Origin of the sequence: Streptomyces sp. NPDC002773 (assembly GCF_040295605.1) — a bacterium.
Lineage (GTDB): Bacteria > Actinomycetota > Actinomycetes > Streptomycetales > Streptomycetaceae > Streptomyces.
On record NZ_JBEOVO010000015.1, the window covers coordinates 152,796 to 177,248 of the forward strand.

22 protein-coding genes are annotated in these 24,453 nt (G+C 73.3%); 12 read left to right on the top strand and 10 right to left on the bottom strand.

Going from position 1 to position 24,453, the window contains the following annotated elements:
• Positions 1–43: 43 nt before the first annotated feature.
• From ABT034_RS20100 to ABT034_RS20115, 4 genes are all read right to left on the bottom strand, one after another.
• A complete protein-coding gene (locus tag ABT034_RS20100; protein ID WP_351216952.1) occupies positions 44–859 on the bottom strand; it encodes a hypothetical protein in 816 nt (271 codons plus the stop codon).
• Positions 847–1,419, bottom strand: a complete 573-nt coding sequence (locus tag ABT034_RS20105; protein ID WP_351216954.1) for a SigE family RNA polymerase sigma factor — start codon at positions 1,417–1,419, stop codon at positions 847–849. Before ABT034_RS20105 ends, ABT034_RS20100 begins: the two co-directional genes overlap by 13 nt.
• A 224-nt stretch (positions 1,420–1,643) precedes the next feature.
• Entirely contained in the window at positions 1,644–2,579 is a 936-nt protein-coding gene (locus ABT034_RS20110) for an iron-sulfur binding domain-containing protein (RefSeq protein ID WP_351216956.1), read from the bottom strand.
• Positions 2,580–2,940: 361 nt separating this feature from the next.
• Complete coding sequence (locus ABT034_RS20115; RefSeq protein ID WP_351216958.1) at positions 2,941–3,612, bottom strand: phosphatase PAP2 family protein; 672 nt, start codon at positions 3,610–3,612, stop codon at positions 2,941–2,943.
• Positions 3,613–3,858: 246 nt separating this feature from the next.
• Between ABT034_RS20115 and ABT034_RS20120 the strand changes: the two genes are divergently transcribed.
• Entirely contained in the window at positions 3,859–4,758 is a 900-nt protein-coding gene (locus ABT034_RS20120; RefSeq protein WP_351216960.1) for a hypothetical protein, read from the top strand.
• A 17-nt stretch (positions 4,759–4,775) separates the two neighbouring features.
• Here ABT034_RS20120 and disA read toward each other — a convergent pair whose 3' ends face one another.
• Positions 4,776–5,900, bottom strand: a complete 1,125-nt coding sequence (gene disA, locus ABT034_RS20125) for a DNA integrity scanning diadenylate cyclase DisA (RefSeq protein ID WP_351216962.1) — start codon at positions 5,898–5,900, stop codon at positions 4,776–4,778.
• Positions 5,901–6,273: 373 nt separating this feature from the next.
• Positions 6,274–7,677: a DNA repair protein RadA gene (radA, locus tag ABT034_RS20130; RefSeq protein ID WP_351216964.1), complete on the bottom strand. Its 1,404-nt coding sequence runs from the start codon at positions 7,675–7,677 to the stop codon at positions 6,274–6,276.
• Between the two features lie 172 nt (positions 7,678–7,849).
• Between radA and ABT034_RS20135 the strand changes: the two genes are divergently transcribed.
• Positions 7,850–9,652: a BACON domain-containing protein gene (locus tag ABT034_RS20135; RefSeq protein ID WP_351216966.1), complete on the top strand. Its 1,803-nt coding sequence runs from the start codon at positions 7,850–7,852 to the stop codon at positions 9,650–9,652.
• A gap of 52 nt (positions 9,653–9,704) precedes the next feature.
• On the opposite strand, the gene ABT034_RS20140 is transcribed toward ABT034_RS20135, so the two are convergent.
• Positions 9,705–10,460 carry a DUF3109 family protein gene (locus tag ABT034_RS20140; RefSeq protein ID WP_502972996.1) on the bottom strand — a complete coding sequence of 252 codons (756 nt, stop codon included), beginning with the start codon at positions 10,458–10,460 and terminating at the stop codon, positions 9,705–9,707.
• Between the two features lie 194 nt (positions 10,461–10,654).
• Here ABT034_RS20140 and ABT034_RS20145 point away from each other — a divergent pair, with 194 nt between their 5' ends.
• The 4 genes from ABT034_RS20145 (at position 10,655) to ilvD (ending at position 15,131) form a co-directional block, all read left to right on the top strand.
• The gene (locus tag ABT034_RS20145) at positions 10,655–11,587 is read left to right on the top strand and encodes a Ppx/GppA family phosphatase (RefSeq protein WP_351216968.1); all 933 of its coding nucleotides are present in this window, start codon (positions 10,655–10,657) and stop codon (positions 11,585–11,587) included.
• A 127-nt stretch (positions 11,588–11,714) separates the two neighbouring features.
• Complete coding sequence (locus ABT034_RS20150) at positions 11,715–12,551, top strand: sugar phosphate isomerase/epimerase family protein (RefSeq protein WP_351216970.1); 837 nt, start codon at positions 11,715–11,717, stop codon at positions 12,549–12,551.
• On the top strand, positions 12,548–13,159 hold the full coding sequence (locus tag ABT034_RS20155; protein WP_351216972.1) for a TetR/AcrR family transcriptional regulator: 612 nt from the start codon (positions 12,548–12,550) through the stop codon (positions 13,157–13,159). Before ABT034_RS20150 ends, ABT034_RS20155 begins: the two co-directional genes overlap by 4 nt.
• Positions 13,160–13,277: 118 nt before the next feature.
• Positions 13,278–15,131 (top strand): dihydroxy-acid dehydratase, encoded by a 1,854-nt coding sequence (ilvD, locus tag ABT034_RS20160; protein WP_351216974.1) that lies wholly within the window; start codon positions 13,278–13,280, stop codon positions 15,129–15,131.
• Between the two features lie 152 nt (positions 15,132–15,283).
• Here the strand turns inward: ilvD and ABT034_RS20165 are convergent, their stop codons facing one another.
• Positions 15,284–17,455, bottom strand: a complete 2,172-nt coding sequence (locus ABT034_RS20165) for a serine/threonine-protein kinase (protein ID WP_351216976.1) — start codon at positions 17,453–17,455, stop codon at positions 15,284–15,286.
• A 157-nt stretch (positions 17,456–17,612) separates the two neighbouring features.
• Between ABT034_RS20165 and ABT034_RS20170 the strand changes: the two genes are divergently transcribed.
• The 5 genes from ABT034_RS20170 (at position 17,613) to proC (ending at position 21,194) form a co-directional block, all read left to right on the top strand.
• Positions 17,613–17,912 carry an SH3 domain-containing protein gene (locus ABT034_RS20170; protein ID WP_351216978.1) on the top strand — a complete coding sequence of 100 codons (300 nt, stop codon included), beginning with the start codon at positions 17,613–17,615 and terminating at the stop codon, positions 17,910–17,912.
• A gap of 35 nt (positions 17,913–17,947) precedes the next feature.
• Complete coding sequence (locus tag ABT034_RS20175; RefSeq protein ID WP_351216980.1) at positions 17,948–18,463, top strand: hypothetical protein; 516 nt, start codon at positions 17,948–17,950, stop codon at positions 18,461–18,463.
• Positions 18,464–18,690: 227 nt separating this feature from the next.
• Entirely contained in the window at positions 18,691–19,566 is an 876-nt protein-coding gene (locus ABT034_RS20180; protein ID WP_351216982.1) for an ABC transporter ATP-binding protein, read from the top strand.
• Positions 19,563–20,300, top strand: a complete 738-nt coding sequence (locus tag ABT034_RS20185) for an ABC transporter permease (protein WP_351216984.1) — start codon at positions 19,563–19,565, stop codon at positions 20,298–20,300. Before ABT034_RS20180 ends, ABT034_RS20185 begins: the two co-directional genes overlap by 4 nt.
• A gap of 84 nt (positions 20,301–20,384) precedes the next feature.
• The gene (gene proC / locus ABT034_RS20190; protein ID WP_189803333.1) at positions 20,385–21,194 is read left to right on the top strand and encodes a pyrroline-5-carboxylate reductase; all 810 of its coding nucleotides are present in this window, start codon (positions 20,385–20,387) and stop codon (positions 21,192–21,194) included.
• Positions 21,195–21,218: 24 nt separating this feature from the next.
• On the opposite strand, the gene ABT034_RS20195 is transcribed toward proC, so the two are convergent.
• A complete protein-coding gene (locus ABT034_RS20195) occupies positions 21,219–21,815 on the bottom strand; it encodes a cysteine hydrolase family protein (protein WP_351216987.1) in 597 nt (198 codons plus the stop codon).
• Positions 21,816–21,860: 45 nt separating this feature from the next.
• Here ABT034_RS20195 and ABT034_RS20200 point away from each other — a divergent pair, with 45 nt between their 5' ends.
• Positions 21,861–22,919: a GlxA family transcriptional regulator gene (locus ABT034_RS20200; protein ID WP_351216989.1), complete on the top strand. Its 1,059-nt coding sequence runs from the start codon at positions 21,861–21,863 to the stop codon at positions 22,917–22,919.
• On the opposite strand, the gene trpS is transcribed toward ABT034_RS20200, so the two are convergent.
• Positions 22,886–23,884 carry a tryptophan--tRNA ligase gene (trpS, locus tag ABT034_RS20205; RefSeq protein ID WP_351216991.1) on the bottom strand — a complete coding sequence of 333 codons (999 nt, stop codon included), beginning with the start codon at positions 23,882–23,884 and terminating at the stop codon, positions 22,886–22,888. The two genes, ABT034_RS20200 and trpS, sit on opposite strands and share 34 nt — an antisense overlap.
• Positions 23,885–24,453: the final 569 nt, after the last annotated feature.

Genomic DNA, 24,453 nt, shown 5'->3' on the forward strand with positions numbered 1-24,453 from the left:
TCGGGTCTGTGCGCTCGGTCTGTACGGGGGGATGGGGGTCGGTTCAGCGGGTGGAGGGCTCGCTCGGCGCGGGCTCCGCGACGCCGCCGTCGCCGACGGCCCGGCTGTAGTCGTTGTGCACCCAGTCGTGCTGGGTGAACCTGGTCCCCGACCAGCGGTACGTGATCACGTCCTCGCCCGAGGGGTACGCGACCGGGTCGCCCTTCGCGTACACCTGCTTGGTGACGACGAGCTCGCCCCGGTCGATCGTGGCGTAGACCGCGGCGTCCTCGGCCATGAAGACGTTCTCGTACCGGTCGCTCTGCTTCCGGTAGACGTACGTGCCGATTCCGACGGCATCACCGCAGGTCATCACGTTGACGACGACGTCGGGGGCGGGCGCGTTCGTGAGGTTGCCGTAGGAGGCGTCCACCGGGTAGGCGTCCGCGACGCACGGCTTCAGATCGGTCTTGAGCCGCTCGCCGATCTTCGGGTCGGCCTTGAGCAGCGCGATCGGGTCCACCCGCTCGGCGGAAGTCTGCCCGCCGTCGGCTGAGGGGGAGGGGGTGGGCGCCGCCGGGGCCACGTCGTGGGTGCCCGCGGCGCCCTCGTCACGGGAACCGGTGCCGCCGGTGGAGCAGGCGGCCATGGACAGCCCGACGGCGACGAGCCCGGCCGCCGCCGTGATGCTCGCCGCCTTGACGGTACGGCGCCGACGGCGGCGCCCGGTCCCGTGGGGACCGTCGCCGCCGCTGTGTCCGCTGCCGCCGTCGTGTCTGCTGCCGCCGTCGTGTCCGGGTCCGCCGCCATGCCTGCCGTGGCCGCCGGGCCCGTTCTCGTCGTGTCTGCTGCCGTCGGCTTCGCCGTCTAGGCCGCGCACCGCTCCCGCTCCCGTTCGTCGCCTCGTACGGTCGTCCGCTCCCCGGTCCGCCCCAGGGCGCGGGCGTCGAGGTCACGGCTCTCCAGCTCCTGACGGAGCCGGGCGAGCGCGCGGTGGAGCGTGGACTTCACCGTACCCGTCGACATGCCGAGCGCCGCCGCCGTCTCCTCCGTGCTCATCTGTTCCCAGTGGCGCAGGACGACGACGCTGCGCTGCTTGGGCGCGAGCACCTTCAGGACGTCCATGAGGAGGGCGCGGTCGGCGTGCTGTTCGGTCGGGTCGTCGCCGCAGGCGTCGGGCAGCTGCTCGGTGGGCACCTCTTCGAGCCTGCGGGAGCGCCACCACTCCGTCCGGGTGTTGATCATGACCCGGCGCAGATAGGCGTCGGCCAGGGACTTGTCGGCGATGCCGTCCCAGCGCCCGAAGGTGCGGGCGAGCGCCGTCTGGAGGAGGTCCTGGGCGTCGACGGGGTCGGCCACGAGACGCCGGGCACTGCGCAGGAGCGCCTCCTGCCGCGTGCGTACGTACTCCTCGAAATCGAGCACCTCGCCATGCCTCATCCGAACCGCCTCCGAACCCCGTGACCAGCTTGTTCCTCGTGTCGTGGACGACGCTACGGAGCGGTTGTCACGGGGTTGTGCGGGGCAGCCGTCGGTGGACGCACGGCTACCCATCGGTTGTGTAACAGCGGGTCGGAGGAGGTTTCACGCGTGACGGAGGCCACGGGGCACGGGACCCGGGGCCGGTCCTCAGGACACGGGCCCCGGGACATGGGGTGCGGCCCTCAGGACACGGGAAGCCGGTAGTACCCGTCGTCCAGCGGCTCGACGAGGCCGTCCGCGACCAGACCGTCCAGGGCCCTGGCCCGCTGCACCGGTTCGTCCCAGACCGTGTCCAGGACCGACTGCGCCACCGGGTCCGCCGACTCCCGAAGCACCGCGAGGAGCCTGCCCCGGACCTGCCGGTCGGTCCCCGCGTACGTCTGGCCGCGCCGCGGCGGCCCGTCGTGGGCCGGCTTCCCGGAGAGCCGCCAGGCGCACCGCCCGGAGATCGGGCAGCGCCCGCAGTCCTCGTTCTTCGCCGTGCAGACCAACGCGCCCAGCTCCATGGAGGCGGCGGCCCAGCGGGACGCCGTCGCCTCGTCCTCGGGCAGCAGGGCACGGGCGAGCCGCCGCTCGGCGGCCGTGGTCGCGTTCGGCGGGTACTGGACGCCGCTCGCCGCCCGCGCGAAGACCCGGCGCACGTTGGTGTCCAGGACCGCGTGCCGCTGTCCGTACGCGAAGGAGGCCACCGCGGCCGCCGTGTACTCGCCGATGCCGGGCAGCGCGAGCAGCTGACCGTGGTCGCTCGGTACGTCGCCGCCGTGCCGTTCCGTTATGGCCACGGCGGCCGCGTGCAGCCGCAGAGCCCGGCGCGGGTAGCCGAGCCTGCCCCAGGCGCGGACCGCCTCGCCGGGAGCGTCGGCGGCCAGGTCGGCCGGGCGCGGCCAGCGCGCGAGCCACTGCTCGTACACCGGCAGGACCCGGACGACCGGGGTCTGCTGGAGCATGAACTCGCTGACCATGACGCCCCACGCGCCGGCCTCGGCGCGGCGCCAGGGCAGGTCGCGGGCGTGCCGGTCGAACCAGGCGAGGACGGGCCCGTGCAGCTCGGCGGGGGGCGTCGGGCCGGCGGCGGCGTCGGGGGCGCCGGGCGTGAGGGGAGCGTCGATGGAAGTCATGGCATCCCTGATCCTGGCACGTCCACGACGCGAACCGTACGCGCCGTGGCACGGGCGCCGGGGTGGCACCGCACCGCGCGCCGAGGCGCGCGCGCCGGGGTGGCATCCGCCAGGGCGGGCGCGGGGGCGACGCCGCACGCTCCGCACACGCGCGGAAGCAGAGGCCGAGGCCGAGGCCGAGGTCGGATCCGATAGCCGATAGCCGATAGCCGATAGCCGATAGCCGATAGCCGATAGCCGATATCTGATATCCGATAGCCGGAGCCGGAGCCGGAGCCGGAGCCGGAGTCGGAGCCGGAGCCGGAGGCCGAGCCGTAACCGGAACCCGAGGCCCGGCCCCAAGCCCCCCACCGGCCCCCGCTCAGTGCCCGCGCCGGCCCGCCCGCTGGGGCTCTTCCGCGCGCGGGGCCGCGTGGGTCCGGGGGCCGCGCCCCGCGCACCACACCACGGCCGAGCTCCGGCTCGACCGGGCCGTCTCCACCAGGGTGCCCACGGGCCGGGCCGCCGCCCGCATGACGAGGAAGGCGACCAGGCCGCCGAGCAGCAGACCGGCGGTCACGTCGTGCGGGTAGTGGACGCCGACGAAGACCCGGGAGAACGCCATGAGCAGCGCCATCGGCACGGTCAGCCAGACCATCCCGCGCCAGGACAGCGCGAGCGCGACCGCGGCGGCGCCCGCGATGGCCGAGTGGTTGCTGGGGAAGGACCAGTCGCCGTACGGCGGGCAGGTGACGAGCGCGGTGGGCGCCCCGAGGACCGCGCGGCACGGGCGTTCCTCGTCGATCAGCGACTTCAGCCCCTCGCTCACCACGTACCCGAACGCGGTGGCGAGCGGGGCGAGCAGCGCGAGCGCCATCACCCGGCTCGACCCCTCGCGGGAGCGCCACCAGCCGGCCAGGAACAGCGCGCCGAACAGCAGCAGTCCGGCCTCGGTCCAGACCTCGGCGAGCCACTGGAACCAGTGGGGGGTGGAGTGGGCGAAGTCGGCGACGTCGAGATACAGACGATCGGAGAGGTCGAGGAGGGTGTTCATGGTGGACGACGCTAACCGGAATCCGGAGCCCGCCGCCCCGGGCCAACGGCCAGGGCCACCCCCGACGAAAGTGGGGGTCTCGCGATTCGGTCCGGTTCCCCCCGGTTTCGGATGAGGCCGCGAGCGGGCCGGGCGCCGTTCCGCGAAAAGTTCCCGGACCGGACGGATGTGATCATCGGCAAAACTTGATGTCTCGGGCGGCGGGTGGGGCGGGAGTTGGGCCGGATCTCTCGTAAGGTTCGGGTCGTGGGATCTTTGCGCAATCCGGTCGGGCCGCTTCCCTCCACCATCTACTGGCGACGGAGGGCGGCGGCGGCGTGCCTGGTGGCGCTGCTCGCGCTCCTCGCCGTATGGGCCGTCACCTCCGGTGACGGGGGCGGGAAGAAGTCGAACGACGCGGCCAACGGCTCGTCTCCCACCCCTCCCTCGATCACCCCCGGCCCCGCCGGCACGGGACCGGCGATCAGCCAACAGCCGGGCGGGCGCGACGAGTCGGACGAGTCGGGCGACACCACCGGCGGCACGGGTGGCGCGACGGGAGGCAACGGCGGTACGGACGGCTCCGGTACGGGCCCGGGGTCGGGCACCGACGCCGGTACGACCGCGGGCGCCGACGCCGGTACGACCACGGGCACGACCGCCGGCACCGGTGACGGCGGCAAGAACGGCGACACCGACGGCGCGGGCGGCGACGGAGGCGCGGGCACCGGCGCGGGGCAGCAGCTGCCGGCCGATTCACCCCTTCCGAACTGCCCGGCCGGAGCACTGCAGTTGACGCTCCGCAGCGCGCAGGTCAGCTACGAGGCAGGGGAGAAGCCGCGCTTCCAGCTCGTCGCGAGGAACACCTCGAACGCCGACTGCAAGGCCGACTTCGGCCCCCGCAGCGCGGTCCTGACGATCAGCGACAAGCAGGACGACGGGATCTGGTCCTCCGCCGACTGCCCGAGCTCCGGCGCCCCGGTCCTGCTACGCGTCCCCGCGGGGGCCACCGTCACCCACACCGTGGAATGGGACCGCAAGCGGAGCGCGCCGCAGTGCGCCACCACCGCCCCGGCGGGCCAGGCCGGCCCCGGCACCTACCTCGTGGAGGCGGCGATGCCGGGCGCGAAGGTACTCCCGGCATCGTTCACGCTCACCAAGGACTGACCGCGCGGCACGTCCTCCTAGACGTACCGCTCCAGGATCGAGGACTCCGCGAGCCGGGACAGGCCCTCGCGCACGCTGCGGGCGCGGGCCTCGCCGACCCCGTCGACGGTCTGGAGGTCGTCCACGCTGGCCGCGAGCAGCTTCTGCAGCCCGCCGAAGTGCTCAACGAGCCGCTCGATGATCGCGCCCGGCAGCCTCGGCACCTTCGCGAGGAGCCGGTAGCCGCGCGGCGAGACGGCCGAGTCGAGGGTCTCGGGCGAGCCGCTGTACCCCAGCGCCCGCGCAACGACCGGAAGTTCGAGCAGCTCCGTGTGGGTCAGGGCGTCCAGCTCGGTGAGCGCCTCCGCGACCGTACGCGCGCGCTTGGCGGTGGGCTCCGGCACGTAGTCCCGGATCACCAGCTCGCGCTCCGGCTCGACACCCGCGATCAGCTCGTCGAGCTGGAGGGAGAGCAGCCGTCCGTCGGTGCCGAGCTCGACCACGTACTCGGCGATCTCGGTGGCGATCCGGCGGACCATCTCAAGGCGCTGGGCGACGGCGGTGACGTCCCGGACCGTGACCAGGTCCTCGATCTCAAGCGCGGAGAGCGTGCCGGCCACCTCGTCGAGACGGAGCTTGTACCGCTCCAGGGTGGCGAGGGCCTGGTTGGCGCGGGACAGGATCGCCGCCGACTCCTCCAGGACCCGCCGCTCGCCGTTCACGTACAGCGCGATCAGGCGCATGGACTGGGAGACGGAGACGACCGGGTAGTTGCACTGCTTGGAGACCCGGTCGGCCGTACGGTGCCGGGTGCCGGTCTCATCGGTGGGGATGGAGGCGTCCGGGACCAGCTGCACACCCGCGCGGTGGATCTTGGTGATGTCCTTGTCGAGGACGAGCGCGCCGTCGAGCTTGCACAGCTCACGCAGGCGCGTGGCGGCGAACTCGACGTCCAGCACGAAACCGCCGGTGCACATCGAGTCGACCGTCTTGTCCAGGCCGAGCACGAGGAGCCCCCCGGTGTTGCCGCGGAGGATCCGCTCCAGGCCGTCGCGCAGCGCGGTGCCCGGCGCGACCGCGCTCAGCGCGGCACGCATCAGTGCTTCGTTGCCGGAGCCCGCGCCGGACTTTCCAGGAGCTGCTGCCCCGTCCTTGGCTGCCACTGCACTCCTCCGGCTCGTACGGATGGGCGAGACCAGGGCAAAGTCTAGCGACACCACCCCGCCACCCTCCGCCCCCGACCGATCCCGGGTGGTCCGAAAGGGGTCCCCGCCCCGGCACGGACCTAACCCTCCGTGCCTTTGCGAAGCGTACGGAGGAAACCTTCCGCCCCGTGTACGGGGTACCGGCCTACCGCTCGACGGAGGTACTGGACGGCCCCCGAAGAGAACCCCGCCCCGCGCGCGCCGCCCCCCGCCACGGCCCGCGCGACCCCCGGCCTCTCCCCGAGCCCCGCGCGCGCCGCCCCCAGCCACAGCCCGCGCCAGCCCCAGCCACAGCCCGCGCGTCGCGCCCGTGAGCCGCGCCCCCGCCCCGCTACCCCTCCCCGCCCTCCGGTGCCTTCGCGCGGCGGCTGCGCGGCAGGACCCGCAGCGCGTCGCCCATGTCCGCGACCTCCGTCACCTTCATGCCCGGCGGCACCTTGCCCGGGTCCGTCGGGACCAGCGCGTGCGTGAAGCCCAGCCGGTGCGCCTCGGCCAGCCGGCGCTGGACGCCCGTCACCCGCCGGACCTCGCCCGCGAGGCCGACCTCGCCGATCGCCACCAGGTTCTTCGGCAGCGGGGTGTCGCTCGCCGCCGAGGCGAGCGCGAGGGCGATCGCCAGGTCGGCGGCGGGCTCGGTGAGCTTCACACCGCCCACGGTCGCGCTGTAGATGTCCCGCTTGCCCAGCGCGCTGATCCGGCCGCGCTGCTCCAGGACCGCCAGCATCATCGACACCCGCGAGGTCTCCAGACCGGAGACGGTCCGGCGCGGGGACGGGATCTGGCTGTCCACGGTCAGCGACTGGACCTCGGCGACGAGCGGGCGGCGCCCCTCCAAGGTCACCGTCAGACAGGTGCCGGGCACGGCCACGTCCCGCCGGGTCAGGAAGAGCCCCGACGGGTCGGCCAGACCGGTGATGCCCTCGTCGTGCAACTCGAAGCAGCCGACCTCGTCGGTAGCCCCGTACCGGTTCTTGACGCCCCGGACCAGCCGCAGGCGCGCGTGCCGGTCACCCTCGAAGCTCAGGACGACGTCGACCAGGTGCTCCAGGAGCCGGGGGCCCGCGATGGCCCCGTCCTTGGTGACGTGACCGACGAGGAGCGTGGACATGCCGCGCTCCTTGGACGCCCGGATGAGGGCCCCGGCGACCTCGCGGACCTGGGCCATGCCACCGGGCGCGCCGTCGATCTCGGGCGAGGCGACGGTCTGCACCGAGTCCATGATCAGCAGCGAGGGCTTCACGGCGTCCAGGTGCCCGAGGACCGCCGACAGATCGGTCTCGGCCGCCAGATAGAGGTGGTCGCTGAGCGCGTTGATCCGGTCGGCGCGCAGCCGGACCTGGCTCGCGGACTCCTCGCCCGTGACGTACAGCGTGCGGTGCTCGTCGTTCGCCGCCTTGGCCGCCACGTCGAGCAGGAGCGTGGACTTGCCGACGCCCGGCTCACCCGCGAGGAGCACGACCGCGCCGGGCACCAGACCCCCGCCGAGGACCCGGTCCAGCTCGTCGACGCCGGTGGAGCGGGCGGTGGCCTGCCGGCCGTCGACCTGCCCGATGGGAACGGCGGCGGTGGACACCCGGCCCGCCGCGGTCGTACGGACGGCGGGCGCGCCGTACTCCTCGACCGTCCCCCAGGCCTGGCACTCGGGACAGCGGCCGAGCCACTTGGCCGTCTGCCAGCCGCACTCGGTGCAGCGGTAGGACGGCCGGTCCTTGGTCGATTTCGTACGGGCAGCCATGTCGCCCACCGTAGCGGCCCCCACCGACAACGGGCCCCGGTCCGCCGCCGGGCCGCCCCCGGGCCGCGGAACGCCGGATTCCTGTCCCCTTTCGAGCGATACATTCACCCGTAAGGCTGAGAAGAGCGCGACCGGTACGAAAAGTGCCCCCCACCCTGCCTACGGTCGACCGGTGACGAGCAGCAGGCTGGATTCCCCCGCACGCACCACCGGCGCACACCGGGCGCACCCCGCCCCGGACGAGGGACCGCGCGCGCTCGGCCGGAAGCCCCCCGCCCGCTACGAGGCCGCCCTCGACGGCCTCTTCACGTACTGCCTCTCCGTGCTCTGCGACCACGACACGGCCACCGCCGTCCTCGGCGACGTCCTCGCCGTCGCCGAGCGCCACCACGGCCGCTGCCCCTCCGACGAGGACGGCCGTACGGCCTGGCTGTACGCCCTCGCCCGCTGGGCCTGCCTGCGCAGCCTCGGCGAGCAGCGCCGCAAGCGCCAGGGCGCCCACACCGGCCGCCCCGCCGTCACCGCCCCCGAGCCGCCCCGGGTCCCCGAGGAGACCGCCGAGCGGCGCCGCGCCGAACTCGCCCTGCTCGCGTGGCCCGAGGCCGCCGGCACCACCCCCGAGCAGCGCGAGGCCCTGGAACTGGCCGTACGGCACGGTCTCAGCCACCGCCAGGTCGCCGCCGTGCTCTCCCTCGACCCGCTGGCGGCCCGCGAGCTCCTCGCCACCGCCGGCTGCGAGGTCGAGCGGACCCGCGCCGCGCTCGCCGTCGTCGAGACCGGCAGCTGCCCCACCGTCGCCCGGCTCACCGGCGACCACCAGGTGCTCCTCTCGGCCGCCCTGCGGGCCGAACTCGTACGGCACGTCGACGACTGCCCCCGCTGCCGGCGGGCCGCCGAGCGCGTCGGCGCCACCGGCCCCTGGCCCGGTGCCGGAGCCCTGCCCCCGGGCGGGCTGCCGCTCGTCGAGGCGCCGAGAGCCGCCGCGTACATGGCGATGCTGCACGTCCCACGCGCGCGTGCCGGAGCCCCGCGCTTCACCCCGACCGGCTTCCCCATGGACCCGAAGGACCACGCGGCCCGCCGCGACCGGATGCGGGCCCGCGCGGTGACGACCACCGTCGTCGCCGCCGTGGTCGCCGCACCCGTCCTCGCCCTCTGGACCTCGTACCGGGGCGCCCCGGCCGCCGACGTGAGCGCCCACGACGGTTCCCGGATCAGTGCGAGCGATGCCGACGAGCCGGTCGGCCCCGACGGCCGCCCCTACGACCGGTACGAGAACACGGGCAACGCCCGTACGACCCCGGAGCCCCGCTTCACGAGGGGCAGCCGCGCCCCCGACGTCTCCGTCGAGGTGATCAGCCCCGGCGCCCCCACCGCCCCCACCGGCCCGGCCCGGCCCGGTGAGACCGCCCCCGGCTGGATCACGGTCGAGGCGCGCGGCCAGGGCGACCTCACCCTGCTCACGCTCATCGCCGAGGGCGGCACCCCCGTCGAGTGGTCGCTGTGGACGGACGCGCCCTGGCTGTACGTCAGCCGGGCATCCGGCACGCTCCGCCCCGGCGAGAAGGTCATCATCGCGGTCCGCGTCGACCACGACCGCGAGCCCCGGGGCGCCTGGAGTGCCCGGATGGGGGTGAACCCCTCGGGCGCGGTGGTCAGGATCGACGGGCGCGGCGAGACCCCCCCGCCGCCCGTCGTCGACCCGGTCACCCCGCCGCCGACGACCACGGAGCCGACGACCCCGCCGACGAGCCCGCCCACCACCGGGCCGACGACGCCTCCGCCGACCACGGAGGAGCCGCCGCCGACGACCACGGAGCCGACGACCCCGCCGACGAGCCCGCCCACCACGGAGCCGACCACCCCGCCCCCGACGACGGAGGAACCGCCTCCGACCACGACGGACCCGGGCACGACGGAGCCGACCACCGCACCGTCGGCGACGGAAGAAACGTCCCCGCCGCCCTCGCCCTGAACGAGCCGCCGGCCGAGTCCGGCCGCGTCCCCGGCTCGGCCCGGCCCGGCTCCTAGACCTTCGGGTCGGCTGGGTGCGGGGCGACCAGCGGCAGCTGCGAGGAGAGCCGGGCCTCGCACAGTCCAGCGAGGACCTCGTACGCCTCCTTGCCCATCATTTCCGTGAGCTCGGGCCGGTACGTGACGTAGACCGGCTCCCCGGCCCCGTGCGCCGAGGTGGCCGAGGTGCACCACCAGTGCAGGTCGTGGCCGCCCGGGCCCCAGCCCCGGCGGTCGTACTCACCGATCGACACCTGGAGGACGCGGGTGTCGTCGGGCCGGTCGATCCAGTCGTACGTGCGCCGCACCGGCAGCTGCCAGCAGACGTCCGGCTTGGTCTCCAGCGGCTCCTTGCCCTCCCTCAGGGCCAGGATGTGCAGCGAGCAGCCCGCGCCGCCCGCGAACCCGGGGCGGTTCTGGAAGATGCAGGACCCCTCCCAGCGGCGTGTCTGCCGGTCGCCGTCCTCGTCGAGCTGCACCCAGCCCGTCTCCGTACCGACGTCGTGGAACTGCCACAGCTCCGGAGTGAGGCGTGCCACATGCGTCGCGACGCGCTTCTCGTCGTCCTCGTCGGAGAAGTGCGCGCCCAGCGTGCAGCAGCCGTCGTCGGCCCGGCCGGCCTGGATGCCCTGGCAGCCGCTGCCGAAGACACACGACCAGCGCGACGTCAGCCAGGTCAGGTCACAACGGAAGACCTGCTCGTCGTCGGCCGGGTCGGGAAACTCGACCCACGCGCGCGCGAAGTCCAGGCCCTTCTCGTCCGGCTCCACGCCCTTGCCCCGCTTCTTGCCGTTCTTCACGGCCCCGCCGGCCTTGCCGGCCCTCACGCCCGCCCCGGCGGCCGCGGCGGTCGTCACAGCCGCTGTCGCAGCCGTGTCGTCGCCGCTGTCCCTGCCGGGCTTCGCCTTCTTCGTCTTTGGCACACCACCAAGCGTATGCGGGTGGGCGCAGTACCGTTCCGCCCATGAGACTCGGAGTCCTCGACGTCGGTTCGAACACAGTGCACTTCCTGGTGGTGGACGCCCACCCGGGCGCCCGGCCGCTGCCCGCCCACTCCCACAAGGCGGAGCTCCGGCTCGCCGAACTCCTCGACGAGCGGGGTGCCATCGCCCCGCACGGCGTCGAGCGGCTCATCGCGACCGTCAGGGACGCGCTCCTGGCCGCCGAGGAGAAGGGCTGCGAGGAGGTGCTGCCGTTCGCGACCTCCGCGGTCCGCGAGGCCAGCAACGCCGACGCCGTCCTCGCGCGCGTGAAGGACGAAACAGGGATCGACCTCCAGGTCCTCACCGGCGAGGAGGAGGCCCGGCTCACCTTCCTCGCCGCCCGCCGCTGGTTCGGCTGGTCCGCGGGCAAGCTGCTCCTCCTCGACATCGGCGGCGGCTCCCTCGAAGTCGCGTACGGCATGGACGAGGACCCCGACACGGCCGTCTCCCTGCCGCTCGGCGCGGGCCGGCTGACCGCCGGCTGGCTGCGGGGCGACCCGGCCGACCTCGACGACGTGAAGGCCCTCCGCCGCCACGTGCGCGCGCAGATCGCCCGTAACGTGAGCGAGTTCAGCCGCTCCGGGCGCCCGAACCACGTCGTGGCCACCTCCAAGACCTTCAAGCAGCTGGCCAGGATCGCCGGCGCCCCCGGCTCGGGCGAGGGCCTCTACGTCCAGCGGCGCCTGACCCGCAAGTCCCTGGAGGAGTGGGTCCCGCGCCTCGCCGGGATGACCATCCCCGAGCGCGCGGCCCTGCCGGGCGTCTCGGAGGGCCGCGCGGGACAGCTCCTCGCGGGCGCGCTGGTCGCGGAGGGCGCGATGGACCTGCTCGGGGTGGAGGAACTGGAGATCTGCCCTTGGGCCCTGCGCGAGGGCGTCATCCTGCGCCGCCTGGACCACCTGCCGGGCCACTGACGGGGGAGAGGGCCGGGACCACCCGTAGAACCCCCGGCCCGCCCCCGGCGTGACCTGAACCACCCCCCGCCCCCCGGCGTGACCTGAACCACCCCCCACCCCCCGGCCCGCCCCGTACCCTGTCCCCGTGGCAGAACCAGCGGTGCGCGTCCCGGATGCGAAGGTCGCCCTGTCGACGGCCTCGGTCTATCCGGAGTCGACGGCGACGGCCTTCGAGATCGCCGCGCGCCTCGGCTACGACGGCGTCGAGGTCATGGTGTGGACCGATCCGGTCAGCCAGGACATCGAGGCGCTGCGCCGGCTCTCCGACTACCACCAGGTGCCGATCCTGGCCGTGCACGCCCCCTGCCTCCTCATCACCCAGCGCGTCTGGTCCACCGACCCGTGGGTCAAGCTCCAGCGCGCCCAGGCGGCGGCCGAGCGGCTCGGCGCGTCGACGGTCGTCGTGCACCCCCCGTTCCGCTGGCAGCGCCAGTACGCCAAGGACTTCGTCACCGGCATCTGGCGGATGGCGGACGAGACCGACGTACGGTTCGCGGTCGAGAACATGTACCCGTGGCGGTACAAGGACCGCGAGATGCTCGCGTACGCCCCCGAGTGGGACGTCACCAAGGACGACTACCGGCACTTCACCGTCGACCTCTCGCACACCGCGACCGCCCGCACCGACGCCCTCGCGATGATCGACCGCATGGGCGACCGGCTCGGCCACGTCCACCTCGCCGACGGCAGGGGGTCCGCCAAGGACGAGCACCTGGTCCCGGGGCGCGGCACCCAGCCCTGCGCCGAGCTCCTGGAGCGCCTCGCGGTCACCGGCTTCGACGGCCACGTCGTGATCGAGGTCAACACCCGTCGCGCGATGTCAGCCGCCGAACGCGAGGCCGACCTCGCGGAGGCCCTCGCCTTCACCCGGCTCCACCTCGCCTCGGCGGCCACCCGCCCGTCCCGGGTCCCGCGGCCGTGACCGAACCGGCTCCGCGCCGCCGCGGCCGCCCGTCCCGTACCGAGGAGGAGAGCGGACCCGGCGCGCGGGAACGCATCCTGGAGGCGGCCCGCGCCCAGTTCGCCGAGCGCGGCTACGACAAGGCCTCGGTCCGCGGCATCGCCAAGGCGGCCGGGGTCGACCCGGCGCTCGTGCACCACTACTTCGGTACGAAGGACGAGGTCTTCGCCGCGGCGATCGAGGTCTCCTTCGAGCCGGCGACCGTCGTCCCCGCGATCGTCGGCGGCCCGCGCGAGACCATCGGGGAACGGCTCGCGCGGTTCTTCATCGGCGTCTGGGAGAACCCGGCGAGCCGCGCCCCGCTCCTCGCCGTCGTCCGCTCGGCGCTGACCCACGAGGCCGCGGCCAAGGTCCTGCGGACCTTCGTGCTGCGGCGGCTCCTGGAGCGGATCGCGGACGAGCTCGACGTACCGGACCCGAAGTTCCGCGCGGAGCTCGCGGCCTCCCACATGATCGGGATCGCCATCCTGCGGTACGTGATCCAGGTCGAGCCGCTGGCGTCGGCGGACCCGGAGAAGATCGTGGCGATGGTGGCCCCGACCCTCCAGCGGTACCTGACCGAGGCCTGACCCCGACGGCTACGTCCGGTCCCTGAACATTCCGTCCGCCATACGGACGCCCTGTCCAGATCTTGGTCCGTCGGCGTACGCTCGAAGCAGGCCCACCCATCACGAGGAGCGAGCGACGATGCCCGAGCTGAGGTCCCGTACAGTCACCCACGGTCGCAACATGGCGGGCGCACGCGCCCTTATGCGCGCCTCCGGTGTACCCGGCGCGGACATCGGCCGGAAGCCGATCATCGCGGTCGCCAACTCCTTCACGGAGTTCGTCCCCGGCCACACCCACCTCCAGCCGGTCGGCCGGATCGTCTCCGAGGCCATCACGGCCGCCGGCGCCATCCCCCGCGAGTTCAACACGATCGCCGTCGACGACGGCATCGCGATGGGCCACGGCGGCATGCTCTACTCCCTGCCCTCCCGCGACCTGATCGCGGACAGCGTGGAGTACATGGTCGAGGCGCACTGCGCCGACGCCCTGATCTGCATCTCCAACTGCGACAAGATCACCCCCGGCATGCTGATGGCGGCCCTGCGCCTCAACATCCCGACGGTCTTCGTCTCCGGCGGTCCGATGGAGGCCGGCCGCGCGACCCTCGTCGACGGCACGGTCCGCACGCTCGACCTGGTCGACGCGATGTCCGACGCCGTGAACCCGAACGTCTCGGACGAGGACATCCTCCGCATCGAGGAGAACGCCTGCCCGACCTGCGGGTCCTGTTCCGGCATGTTCACCGCCAACTCGATGAACTGCCTGACCGAGGCGATCGGCCTCTCCCTCCCCGGCAACGGCTCGCTGCTCGCCACCCACACCGCCCGCAAGGGCCTGTACGAGGCCGCGGCCCGCACGGTCGTCGACATCACCCGTCGCTACTACGACGAGGACGACGCCTCGGTCCTGCCGCGCTCGATCGCGACCCGCGGGGCCTTCGAGAACGCCATGGCCCTCGACATCGCCATGGGCGGCTCGACCAACACGATCCTGCACCTGCTCGCCGCCGCCCAGGAGGCCGAGCTCGAGTACGGCCTGCCGGACATGGACGAGGTCTCGCGCCGGGTGCCCTGCCTGGCCAAGGTCGCCCCGAACGTCGCCAAGGACCGCACGTACTACATGGAGGACGTGCACCGCGCCGGCGGCATCCCGGCCCTCCTCGGCGAGCTCTACCGCGCGGGCCTCCTCGACGAGGACGTCCACTCCGTCCACTCCCGCTCCATCAAGGAGTGGCTGGACACCTGGGACGTCCGCGGCGGCTCGCCGTCGGACGAGGCCGTCGAGCTGTTCCACGCGGCCCCCGGCTGCGTCCGCTCGGCGACCGCCTTCTCGCAGTCCGAGCGCTGGGCGGCGCTCGACGTGGACGCGGCCGGCGGCTGCATCCGCGACGGGGCCCACGCGTACTCGAAGGACGGCGGCCTCGCGGTCCTGCACGGCAACCTGGCCGTCGACGGCTGCGTCGTGAAGACGGCCGGTGTCGACGAGTCGGTCTGGACCTTCGAGGGCCCGGCCGTGGTCTGCGAGTCGCAGGACGAGGCCGTCGAGAAGATCCTGAACAAGCAGGTCAAGCACGGCGACGTGGTCGTCATCCGGTACGAGGGCCCGCGCGGCGGCCCCGGCATGCAGGAGATGCTCTACCCGACGTCCTTCCTCAAGGGCCGGGGCCTGGGCAAGACCTGCGCGCTGATCACGGACGGACGCTTCTCCGGCGGTACGTCGGGCCTGTCCATCGGCCACGCCTCGCCGGAGGCGGCCTCGGGCGGCACGATCGCCCTCGTCGAGGACGGCGACCGCATCCGTATCGACATCCCGAACCGCTCGATCGAGCTCCTCGTCGACGAGGCCACCCTCGCCGCCCGCCGGGAGGCGCTGAACGGCGTGTACGAGCCGAAGAACCGCCAGCGCAAGGTGTCGGCGGCCCTGCGCGCGTACGCGGCGATGGCGACGAGCGCCGACAAGGGCGCGGTCCGCGACGTGACGATGCTGGGCTGACCCCGGTACCGGCAGGACCCGCGGCGGCGGGGAGCGGCACGATGCCCGCTCCCTGCCGCCGCTGTGTTTCCCCGGTACGCGCACGGGCCACGCGCGCGCGGATCACGTCACGGGCTGCTACGCGCACGCGTGGAGCAGGAGAACCACGTGGATCACCAAGACGCGGGGTCGCGCGCGTCCACCGCGAAGACGGAGCCGTCCGGGGCCGTGCCGAACACCCGGTCCCCGACGACCAGCGGCGGCGGCACCAGGGACGCGTACTCGAGGCGTCCGTTGAGCAGCCGCGGCCGGGTCTGGCCGATCAGCGCCCCGCGCGCGGTGTCGACGGCGAGCAGCCGCCCGTCCTGGACGGAGAGGTACAGCCGGTCGCCGGGGCCGACGACGGGCACGGACACGTTGCCGGCGCCCGTCTCCAGCTCCCACAGCACCCGCCCCTTCGGGGCCGCGGTGTCGAAGGCGGTGAGGTGCCCGTTCGCGTCGAGCACGTGGGCGACGGTGCCGCGCACGGCGACGCCCCGGACGTCGATCCGGTGCGGCAGGGTGACCCGGCGTACGGCGCCGCCGTCCGGGTCGAGAAGGACGAGGGCGTCGACCAGCGTCCCCTGGTAGCGGGAGCCGAGGATCAGCGTGCCGTCGCCGGTGCGGCCCAGCGGATCGAGGTCACCGTCCAGGTTCCGCTGCCAGGCCACCTCACCCGTCCGGGGGCGGATCCCGCCGACCCGGGTGCGCTTCCCGTCGGCCGAGGCCTCGGCCACGGTGAGCAGCCCGGATTCGGCGTCGTACGGTCCCGGGAGCGGGACCCCGAAGCCGGCCAGGCCGTGCCGCCAGAGCTCCTTCCCGCTGCGGCTGTCGACGGCCCGGAGCCCGCCCCGCCCGTCGGACAGGACGACGGCGGTACCGGCGGGGCGGTACAGCTCGGGAAGCTCCGCCTCGGCCGTCCAGCCGGGCGCGCCGTCGGCAGCCGCGTAGGCGCGCGGCGGTCCCGTCGGAGCGGCGGCGCCGATCAGCCCGTCCGCGAGCAGGAAGGGCGCGAGGGGATTCTCCGCCTTGACCGGCGCCGTCCGCGACCAGAGCACGCGTCCCGTCACGGGGTCGAGGCGGGCGAGGCCGACGCTCCGGGCCGAGCAGTACAGCGCGCCCCCGGCGTGGGCGCACGCGGGCGCGACCGTGGGGCCGTGCTTCTGGAGCGTGGTCTGCCAGCCGGCGAAGGCGGTGGCCACCTCGGCCGGGCGGGCGGGGGTCTCGCGGCCGCCGGGCGCCGAGGGGCTCAGGGCCGCGTACAGCCCGGCCCCGGCCAGCGCGAGCGCGGCGGCGACGGCGATCGGCAGACGCGGCCGGCCGAGCCGGGGGCCCCGGCGGCGCGGGGGAGAGGCGGGAGCGGCGGGGGCCCGTACCGGCGTGTCGGCGTCCCACGCGGGCGCGGGACCGGCGTCGCGATCCTCTCCACCCGGGAGGGAGGGCCGCCGGCGCTGCGCCGGTATGAACGCCTCCGCCGCGTACGAGGGCGGCAGCAGCGCCGCCATGATCTGGCCCGGAGTGGGCCGGTCGGCGGGTTCCTTGGCGAGGCAGCGCGCGACGAGCGGCGCCAGTTCCGGGGGCACGCCCGTCAGATCCGGCTCGTCGTGGACGACCTGGTACGCCACGATGTACGGGCTGTCGGAGTCGAAGGGCCCGTGCCCGGTCGCCGCGTGCACGAGGACCGAGCCGAGGGCGAACACGTCGGCGGCGGGCCCGACCTCACGGGGCCGCTGGAACTGCTCGGGCGCCATGAACGGCGGTGAGCCGATGAGCTTGCCCGTCTCGGTCCGCAGATCGCTGTCGACCGGCCGGGAGATGCCGAAGTCGATGACCTTGGGGCCGGTGTCGGTGAGCAGCACGTTGCTGGGCTTGAGATCGCGGTGGACGACACCGGCGCGGTGGATGTCGCGCAGCGCCTCGGCGAGCCCGGCGGTGAGCCGGCGCAGTTCGGCGGGGGACAGCGGGCCGTTCCGCTTCACCTGGTCGGCGAGGGTGGGCCCGGGGACGTAGAGGGTGGCCATCCAGGGGCGTACGGCATCGGGATCGGCGTCGACGACGGGCGCCGTGAAGGCCCCGCTGACCCGGCGGGCGGCGGCGACCTCCTGGCGAAAACGCGCCCTGAACTCGGGATCCTCCGCATACCGTGCGTGCACGACCTTGACCGCGAGCCGCAGCCCCGAGGCCGAGGCCGCGAGGTGTACGACGCCCATGCCGCCGGCGCCCAGACATGCCTGGAGACGGTAGTCGCCCGCGTACTCGGGCTCCTCCGCTTCCCGGTCGGCACCGGTACCGCGCAACGGCGGCATCGCCCACCCCCGTGTGATTCCCCGTCACCTCGCGCGCACCTGCGCGACCCGACGGAGCCTAGTCCATGGCACCCGTGATGTCGGTGGGGCTTGCTAGCCTGCGCGTCGCGGAGAGTGAAACTCTGTGGAGCGCTTTTGCGCCAAGGGGGAGGACACCATGGATACGGACGAGAAGAACACCGCGGGGGACACCGTGACCGCACTGAGCGCGAAGCGCTACGCGGTCGCGCCGGGCTACCGGGTCAACGTGCGGTCGGGCCCGAGCACCCAGTACCCGGTCGTCCGGGTGCTGCCGCTGGACGCCACGGTGGCGATCCACTGCCAGAAGAACGGCGAGTGGATCAGCGGCCCGTACGGCACCACGCGGATCTGGGACAACATAGCGCCGGGCGAGTACATCTCCGACGCGTACGTGCGCACGGGCAGCGACGGCTTCGTCGCCCCGCGCTGCGCCTGAGACCCGCCTCCGTCGCCCCGGGGATAATCGATCCCGTGAGCGACGACGAGCAGACCCCCAGCACGACCGGCGGCACCCCCGCCGGTCCCCAGGCCGAGGAGATCCGTTTCTTCGGCACGACCTGGGTCGACCACAGCGGCCACTACGCGCTGCGCCGCGCCGGCCTGGCCGCCGGCTCGCTCGCCGCCGCCGTCGCGGCCTGCCTCGTGCTGCGCTTCGCCTACGAGGGCCTGCAGATCGCCGACATCGGCGGCATCGTCAACATGCTGGTCGTCGTCATGTTCGCGGTCTGCAGCGCCATCGCCTTCCGCAAGACGTGGGAGGGCTTCCTCCGCCGGCCCACCGACCCGGCCCGCGAGGAGTCCCTCCGCAGCCTCAAGGCGATCGGCTTCATCGGCTCGCTCCTCGCGTACTGCGTCCGCTGCCTCGTCGAGGCCCCCGGCGAGAAGCTGCACCGCACGGAGTACGAGAAGGCCCGCCAGCAGTTCGAGAAGCGCCGCGGCACCCGCACGGGCAACCCGTCCGCCCGCAAAAAGCCCAAGCGCCGCTAGGCCCCCCGCCCAGGTTGTGGGCACCCGTTCCGCAAGAACGGAACGGGTGGGCACCCCCCCACGCCGCCAGGGCCGCCCGCTCCGCCGGCCAGGTTGTGGGCATCTGTTCCGCAAGGGCGGAACGGGTGGGCACAACCGCCCACCGCGCCGCAGCCGCCCGCCCGCCCGCACCCTCGGCGCCGCCCAGATGCTTGACCCCCGGCACCCCCAGGCGCACTATTCATCACATGATGAATTACGCACCGGGTGAGCCAAACGACCCCGCACCCCCCGACCCCGCACCCCCCGCCCCCGCGGCCATCGCCGCCCACCGCCTCACCGCCGTCCGCGCCGACCGCACCGTCCTGCGCGGCCTCGACTTCACCGTCCCCGCCGGCCGGATCACCGGCCTCCTCGGCCCCTCCGGCTGCGGCAAATCCACCCTCATGCGCGCCATCGTCGGCACCCAGGCCAAGGTCGACGGCACCCTCCAGGTCCTCGGCCACCCCGCGGGCGACCCCGCCCTCCGCTCCCGCATCGGCTACGTCACCCAGGCCCCCTCCGTCTACGACGACCTCACCGTCCGCCAGAACCTTGACTACTTCGCCGCCGTACTGCTCCCCGGCCGCGCCCACCGCCACGAGCGCCGCACCACCGTCGACCGGGCCATCGACGACGTCGACCTCGCCCCGCACGCCGACTCCCTCGCCGGCCGGCTCTCCGGCGGCCAGCGCAGCCGGGTCTCCCTCGCCGTCGCCCTCCTCGGCACCCCCGAACTCCTCGTCCTCGACGAACCCACCGTCGGCCTCGACCCCGTCCTCCGCCGCGACCTGTGGAACCTCTTCCACCAGATCGCCGCCGACCGCGGCACGACCCTCCTCGTCTCCTCACACGTCATGGACGAGGCCGAACGCTGCCACCGGCTCCTCCTCATGCGCGAAGGGGAGATCCTCGCCGACGACACCCCCGAAGCCCTCCGCCGCCGCAACGACACCGCCACCGTCGAAGAGGCCTTCCTCCACCTGGTCGACGCCGCCACCGTCCGCGCGGCACACCCCCGAACCCCCCCAGGAAGAGCCCCGGCCATGAGCAGCCCGCACCCCCCAAGAGGAGCCCGGTCATGAGCAGCGCCCGCACCCTCGCCACCGCCGCCCGCGTCCTGCGTCAGCTGCGCCACGACCCGCGCTCGATCGCCCTGATGCTCCTCGTCCCCTGCCTCATGCTCTTCCTGCTCCGCTACGTCTTCGACGGAAGCCCCGGCACCTTCGACAACATCGGAGCCTCGCTGCTCGGCATCTTCCCCCTCATCACGATGTTCCTGGTGACCTCCATCGCCACCCTCCGCGAACGCACCTCCGGCACCCTGGAACGCCTCCTCGCCATGCCCCTCGGCAAGGCCGACCTCATCGCCGGCTACGCCCTCGCCTTCGGCCTCCTCGCCGTCGTCCAGTCCACCCTCGCCACCGGCCTCGCCGTCTGGTTCCTCGGCCTCGACGTCATCGGCTCCCCCTGGCTCCTCCTCCTGGTCGCCCTCCTCGACGCCCTCCTCGGTACCGCCCTCGGCCTCTTCGTCTCCGCCTTCGCCGCCTCCGAGTTCCAAGCCGTCCAGTTCATGCCGGCGGTGATCTTCCCCCAGCTGCTGCTCTGCGGACTCTTCACCCCACGCGACCGGATGGCCCCCGCCCTCGAAGCGATCTCCGACGTCCTCCCGATGTCGTACGCCGTCGACGGCATGAACCAGGTCCTCCGCCACCCCGACATCACCGGCGACTTCGTCCGCGACGCCCTCGTCGTCGGGGGCTGCGCCCTCCTCGTCCTCGCCCTCGGCGCGGCCACCCTCCGCCGCCGCACGGCGTGACCGCCCCTCGGACACCCGCACACCACCCGGCCCACCGGTGCGAGGATGACGACACGTACCCCCTCCGGCGAGGTGAACAGAGCCATGACCCAGACCGTCGCAGTCCTCGGCACCGGCAAGATCGGTGAAGCGCTCCTCAGCGGCATGATCCGCGCCGGCTGGCGCCCCGCGAACCTCCTGGTCACCGCCCGCCGCGCCGAACGCGCCGAGGAACTCCGTACCCGCTACGGCGTCGAGACCGTCACCAACGCCGAGGCCGCCAAGCGCGCCGACACCCTCATCCTGGCCGTCAAGCCCCAGGACATGGGCCGCCTCCTCGACGAACTCGCCCCCCACGTCGCCGCCGACCGCCTGGTCATCAGCGCCGCCGCCGGCATCCCCACCTCCTTCATCGAGGACCGCCTCACCACCGGCACCCCCGTCGTCCGTGTCATGCCCAACACCCCCGTCCTCGTCGACGAGGGGATGTCCGTCATCTCGGCCGGCAGCCACGCCACCCCGGAGCACCTCGCCCACACCGAGGAGATCTTCGGCGGCGTCGGCAAGACCCTCCGCGTCCCCGAGTCCCAGCAGGACGCCGCCACCGCCCTCTCCGGCTCGGGCCCCGCCTACTTCTACTTCCTCGTCGAGGCCATGACCGACGCCGGCATCCTCCTCGGCCTGCCCCGCGCCCAGGCCCACGACCTCATCGTCCAGGCCGCCATCGGCGCCGCCGTGATGCTCCGCGACAGCGGCGAACACCCCGTCAAGCTCCGCGAAGCCGTCACCTCCCCGGCCGGCACCACCATCAGCGCCATCCGCGAGCTCGAGAACCACGGCGTCCGCGCCGCCCTCATCGCCGCCCTCGAAGCCGCCCGCGACCGCAGCCGCGAACTCGCCTCCGGCAACAGCTGACGCACTGCCCCCCCCCCGCCGGGGTCACCGGACCCCGGCGGACGCCCCCTGCACGACCTCCTCCGTGGACACGACCTCCGCGAACCCGCCCCCGTGCAGGGACACAGCCGTCGCCCGCGTCAGCTCATCCGCGCTCCGCGACCATCCGAACGGCCCCTCCAGGTCGAAGGTGTGCATCGCGTCCAGCGGGAACACCACCGCGTACCCGAGGTTCCCGCCCATCCGGGCCGTCGTCTCGTTGCACATGTTCGTCTGGATCCCGACGATCACGATCTGCGCGATGTCCTGCCCACGCAGCCACCCGTCGAGCGACGGCTCCCCGTAGAAGGCCGAGTTCACGGTCTTCGTCACGAGCAGCTCCGGCCCCCTGCCCTTCCCGCGCCGCTCCTCGACGAAGTCCTTGAACGCGTTTCCCACGTACCCCGCCCGCAGCGGCGAACGAGAGCCCTCCAGCGAGTCGTGCCGCACGAAGACGACCGGCCGCCCCGTCTCCTGCCACAGGTCGATCAGAGCCGCGATGTTCTCCTCCGCGGCCGGATTGTTCCGCTTCCCCCAGAACTCCTCCTCGAAGCCCTTCTGTACGTCGACGACAACCAGCGCTGCGTTCTGTGCGATCTCCATACCCACGATCCTTCCCCCGCCCCGACCGCTCTCCCAGAAGAACAAATGACAGCGATCGATGCTTTACTGCCAACCGTGCCCCACGTGCCACCCACACCCGCCCCCAGGCGCCGCCCCCAGCGCATCGCCCTCCTCTCCTTCCCCGGCGTCCGCGCCTTCGACATCTCCGTCATCACCGAGGTCTGGGGCAGCGACCGCACCCTCCGAGGCGTCCCGCCCTTCGAACTCCGCAGGGCCGCCGCCGACCCGCACACCCCCATCCCCCTGCGCGGCGGCCTCACCCTCACCCCCGACACCCCACTCACCTGGCTCGACCACCTCACCCCCACCGACCTGGTCCTCGTCCCAGGCATCGAAGACCCCGACGCCGAACTCCCGGCCCCCGTCCTCGACGCCCTCCGCCGCGCCCACACCGCCGGCATCCCGGTCGCCTCGCTCTGCGCCGGCGCCTTCGTCCTCGCCCGCGCCGGACTCCTCGACGGCCGCCGCGCCGTCACCCACTGGCACCTCGCCGGGACCCTGGCCACCCGCCACCCGGAGATCCAGGTCGAACCCGATGCCCTCTTCGTCGAGGACACCGGCATCTGGACCTCCGCCGGCACCGCCGCAGGCATCGACCTGTGCCTCCACCTCGTCCGCACCGCCCACGGAGCCGAAGCCGCCGCCGCCATCGCCCGCGCGATGGTCACCGCCCCCTTCCGCACGGGCACCCAGGCCCAGTTCATCGAGCACCCCACCCCCCGCGCCGACCGCGACGCCGACGCCCTGGCCGCCGTCCGCGCCCACGCCCTCGCCCGCCTCGACGAGCCCCACAGCGTCGCGACCCTCGCCGCCCGAGCAGGAATGTCTCCCCGCTCCTTCGCCCGCCACTTCCAGGCCACCACCGGAACCACCCCCCTGCACTGGCTCATCGGCCAGCGCGTCGCCGCCGCCCAGAAACTCCTCGAACTCACCGACCATCCCCTCCCCGAGGTGGCCCGCCGCGCGGGCTTCGGCAGCGAGGTCACGATGCGCCAGCACTTCGCCTCGCACCTCGCCACCAGCCCACGCGACTACCGCAACGCGTTCCGTCACCCGGCAGGCAACAGCCCGATCGCGCCATAGGCCCGGTCCACCAGCGGCCGCGCCATCCCCCGGGCCCGCTCGGCCCCGTCCCTTAGCACCTGGTCCACGAAGCCGGGGTCCGCCGCGAGCTCGGCATGCCGCTCCCGCAGGGGCCTCAGCAGCTCGACGACCGCCTCCGCCGTGTCCTTCTTCAACGATCCGTACGTTTCATATACACCGGCCAGCGCCTCGGGGTTCCCATCTGTCGCGGCCGCCAGCAGATCGAGCAGGTTCGCGACGCCCGGCCTGCCCTCCCGGTCGTACTCCACGTCCCGCCCGCTGTCGGTCACGGCGCGCATGATCTTCCGCCGCACGGTCTCCGCGTCGTCGAGCAGATAGACGATCCCGGCCCCGTTCGCGTGCGACTTCCCCATCTTCGAAGTGGGGTCCTGAAGGTCCATGACCCGCGCCGCCACCTCGGGCCGCGTCGCCCTCGGCACCGTGAACGTGTGCCCGTACCGCTGGTTGAACCGCACCGCCAGATCCCGGGTCAGCTCCACATGCTGCGTCTGGTCCTCACCCACGGGCACCTCGTCGGCCCCGTACGCCAGGATGTCCGCCGCCATCAGCACCGGATACGTCAGCAGGGACAGCCGCACACCCTGCCCAGCCGTCCGCGCCTGGACGCTCTTCTCCTTGTACTGGATCATCCGGCGCAGCTCGCCGTCCGTGGCCGTGCACTCCAGCAGGTACGACAGCCGTGCGTGCTCGTCCACATGGCTCTGCACGAACAAGGTGCACAGCTTTGGATCCAGCCCTGCGGCAAGCAGCAGCGTGGCCGCCTGCCGACTGAGCCGCCGCACTCGCGCCGGATCGTGCTCCACGGTCAGCGCGTGCAGGTCCACGACGCTGAATAGCGCCTCCGTCCGATGCTGGTCCGTCTCGACCCACCGCCGGACAGCCCCGAGGTAGTTGCCCAGTGTCAGGTGCCCGGTCGGCTTGACCCCGCTGAAGATCCTCGTCATCGCGTTCGTTCTCCCTCTTCTCCTGAGCGCCGACCCGACGGCCGGCTCCCGGAGGGGGATACGCGAACGGCCGCCGAGTCGGCGGCCGCGTGGTGCATGCGCGAGTGCGGGCCGCCGGTCAGGCGGCCCACCACTGGGTGGTGTGCGCATGCGTAGTCATGGGCAGAGCGTACGCCCGAGGACCGGGGTTGACACGGGATTGACCGATCCGTAAGGTTCTCCGAGTTGTCCGACGTGAGCACCGACCCCGGTCGGCCCCGGACAGCCATTCCGCAAGACCCACAGAAGCTGACGGTGCTTTGTCGCGCCGTTCTGCTTTCCGTGCGTTTTTGCGAAATGAGGAATCCGCGTTCGAACCTGAGCGCAGCCGCCCGATTAGCGTCGGAGGCAGGGAATCCGCTAAAGTCTCACTCGTCGGAACGGCCCAACAGCCGGAAAGACAAATCCCGCTGACTGGGGATCAGACGCCGAAAGGATCTGATAGAGTCGGAAACGCAAGACCGAAGGGAAGCCCGGAGGAAAGCCCGAGAGGGTGAGTACAAAGGAAGCGTCCGTTCCTTGAGAACTCA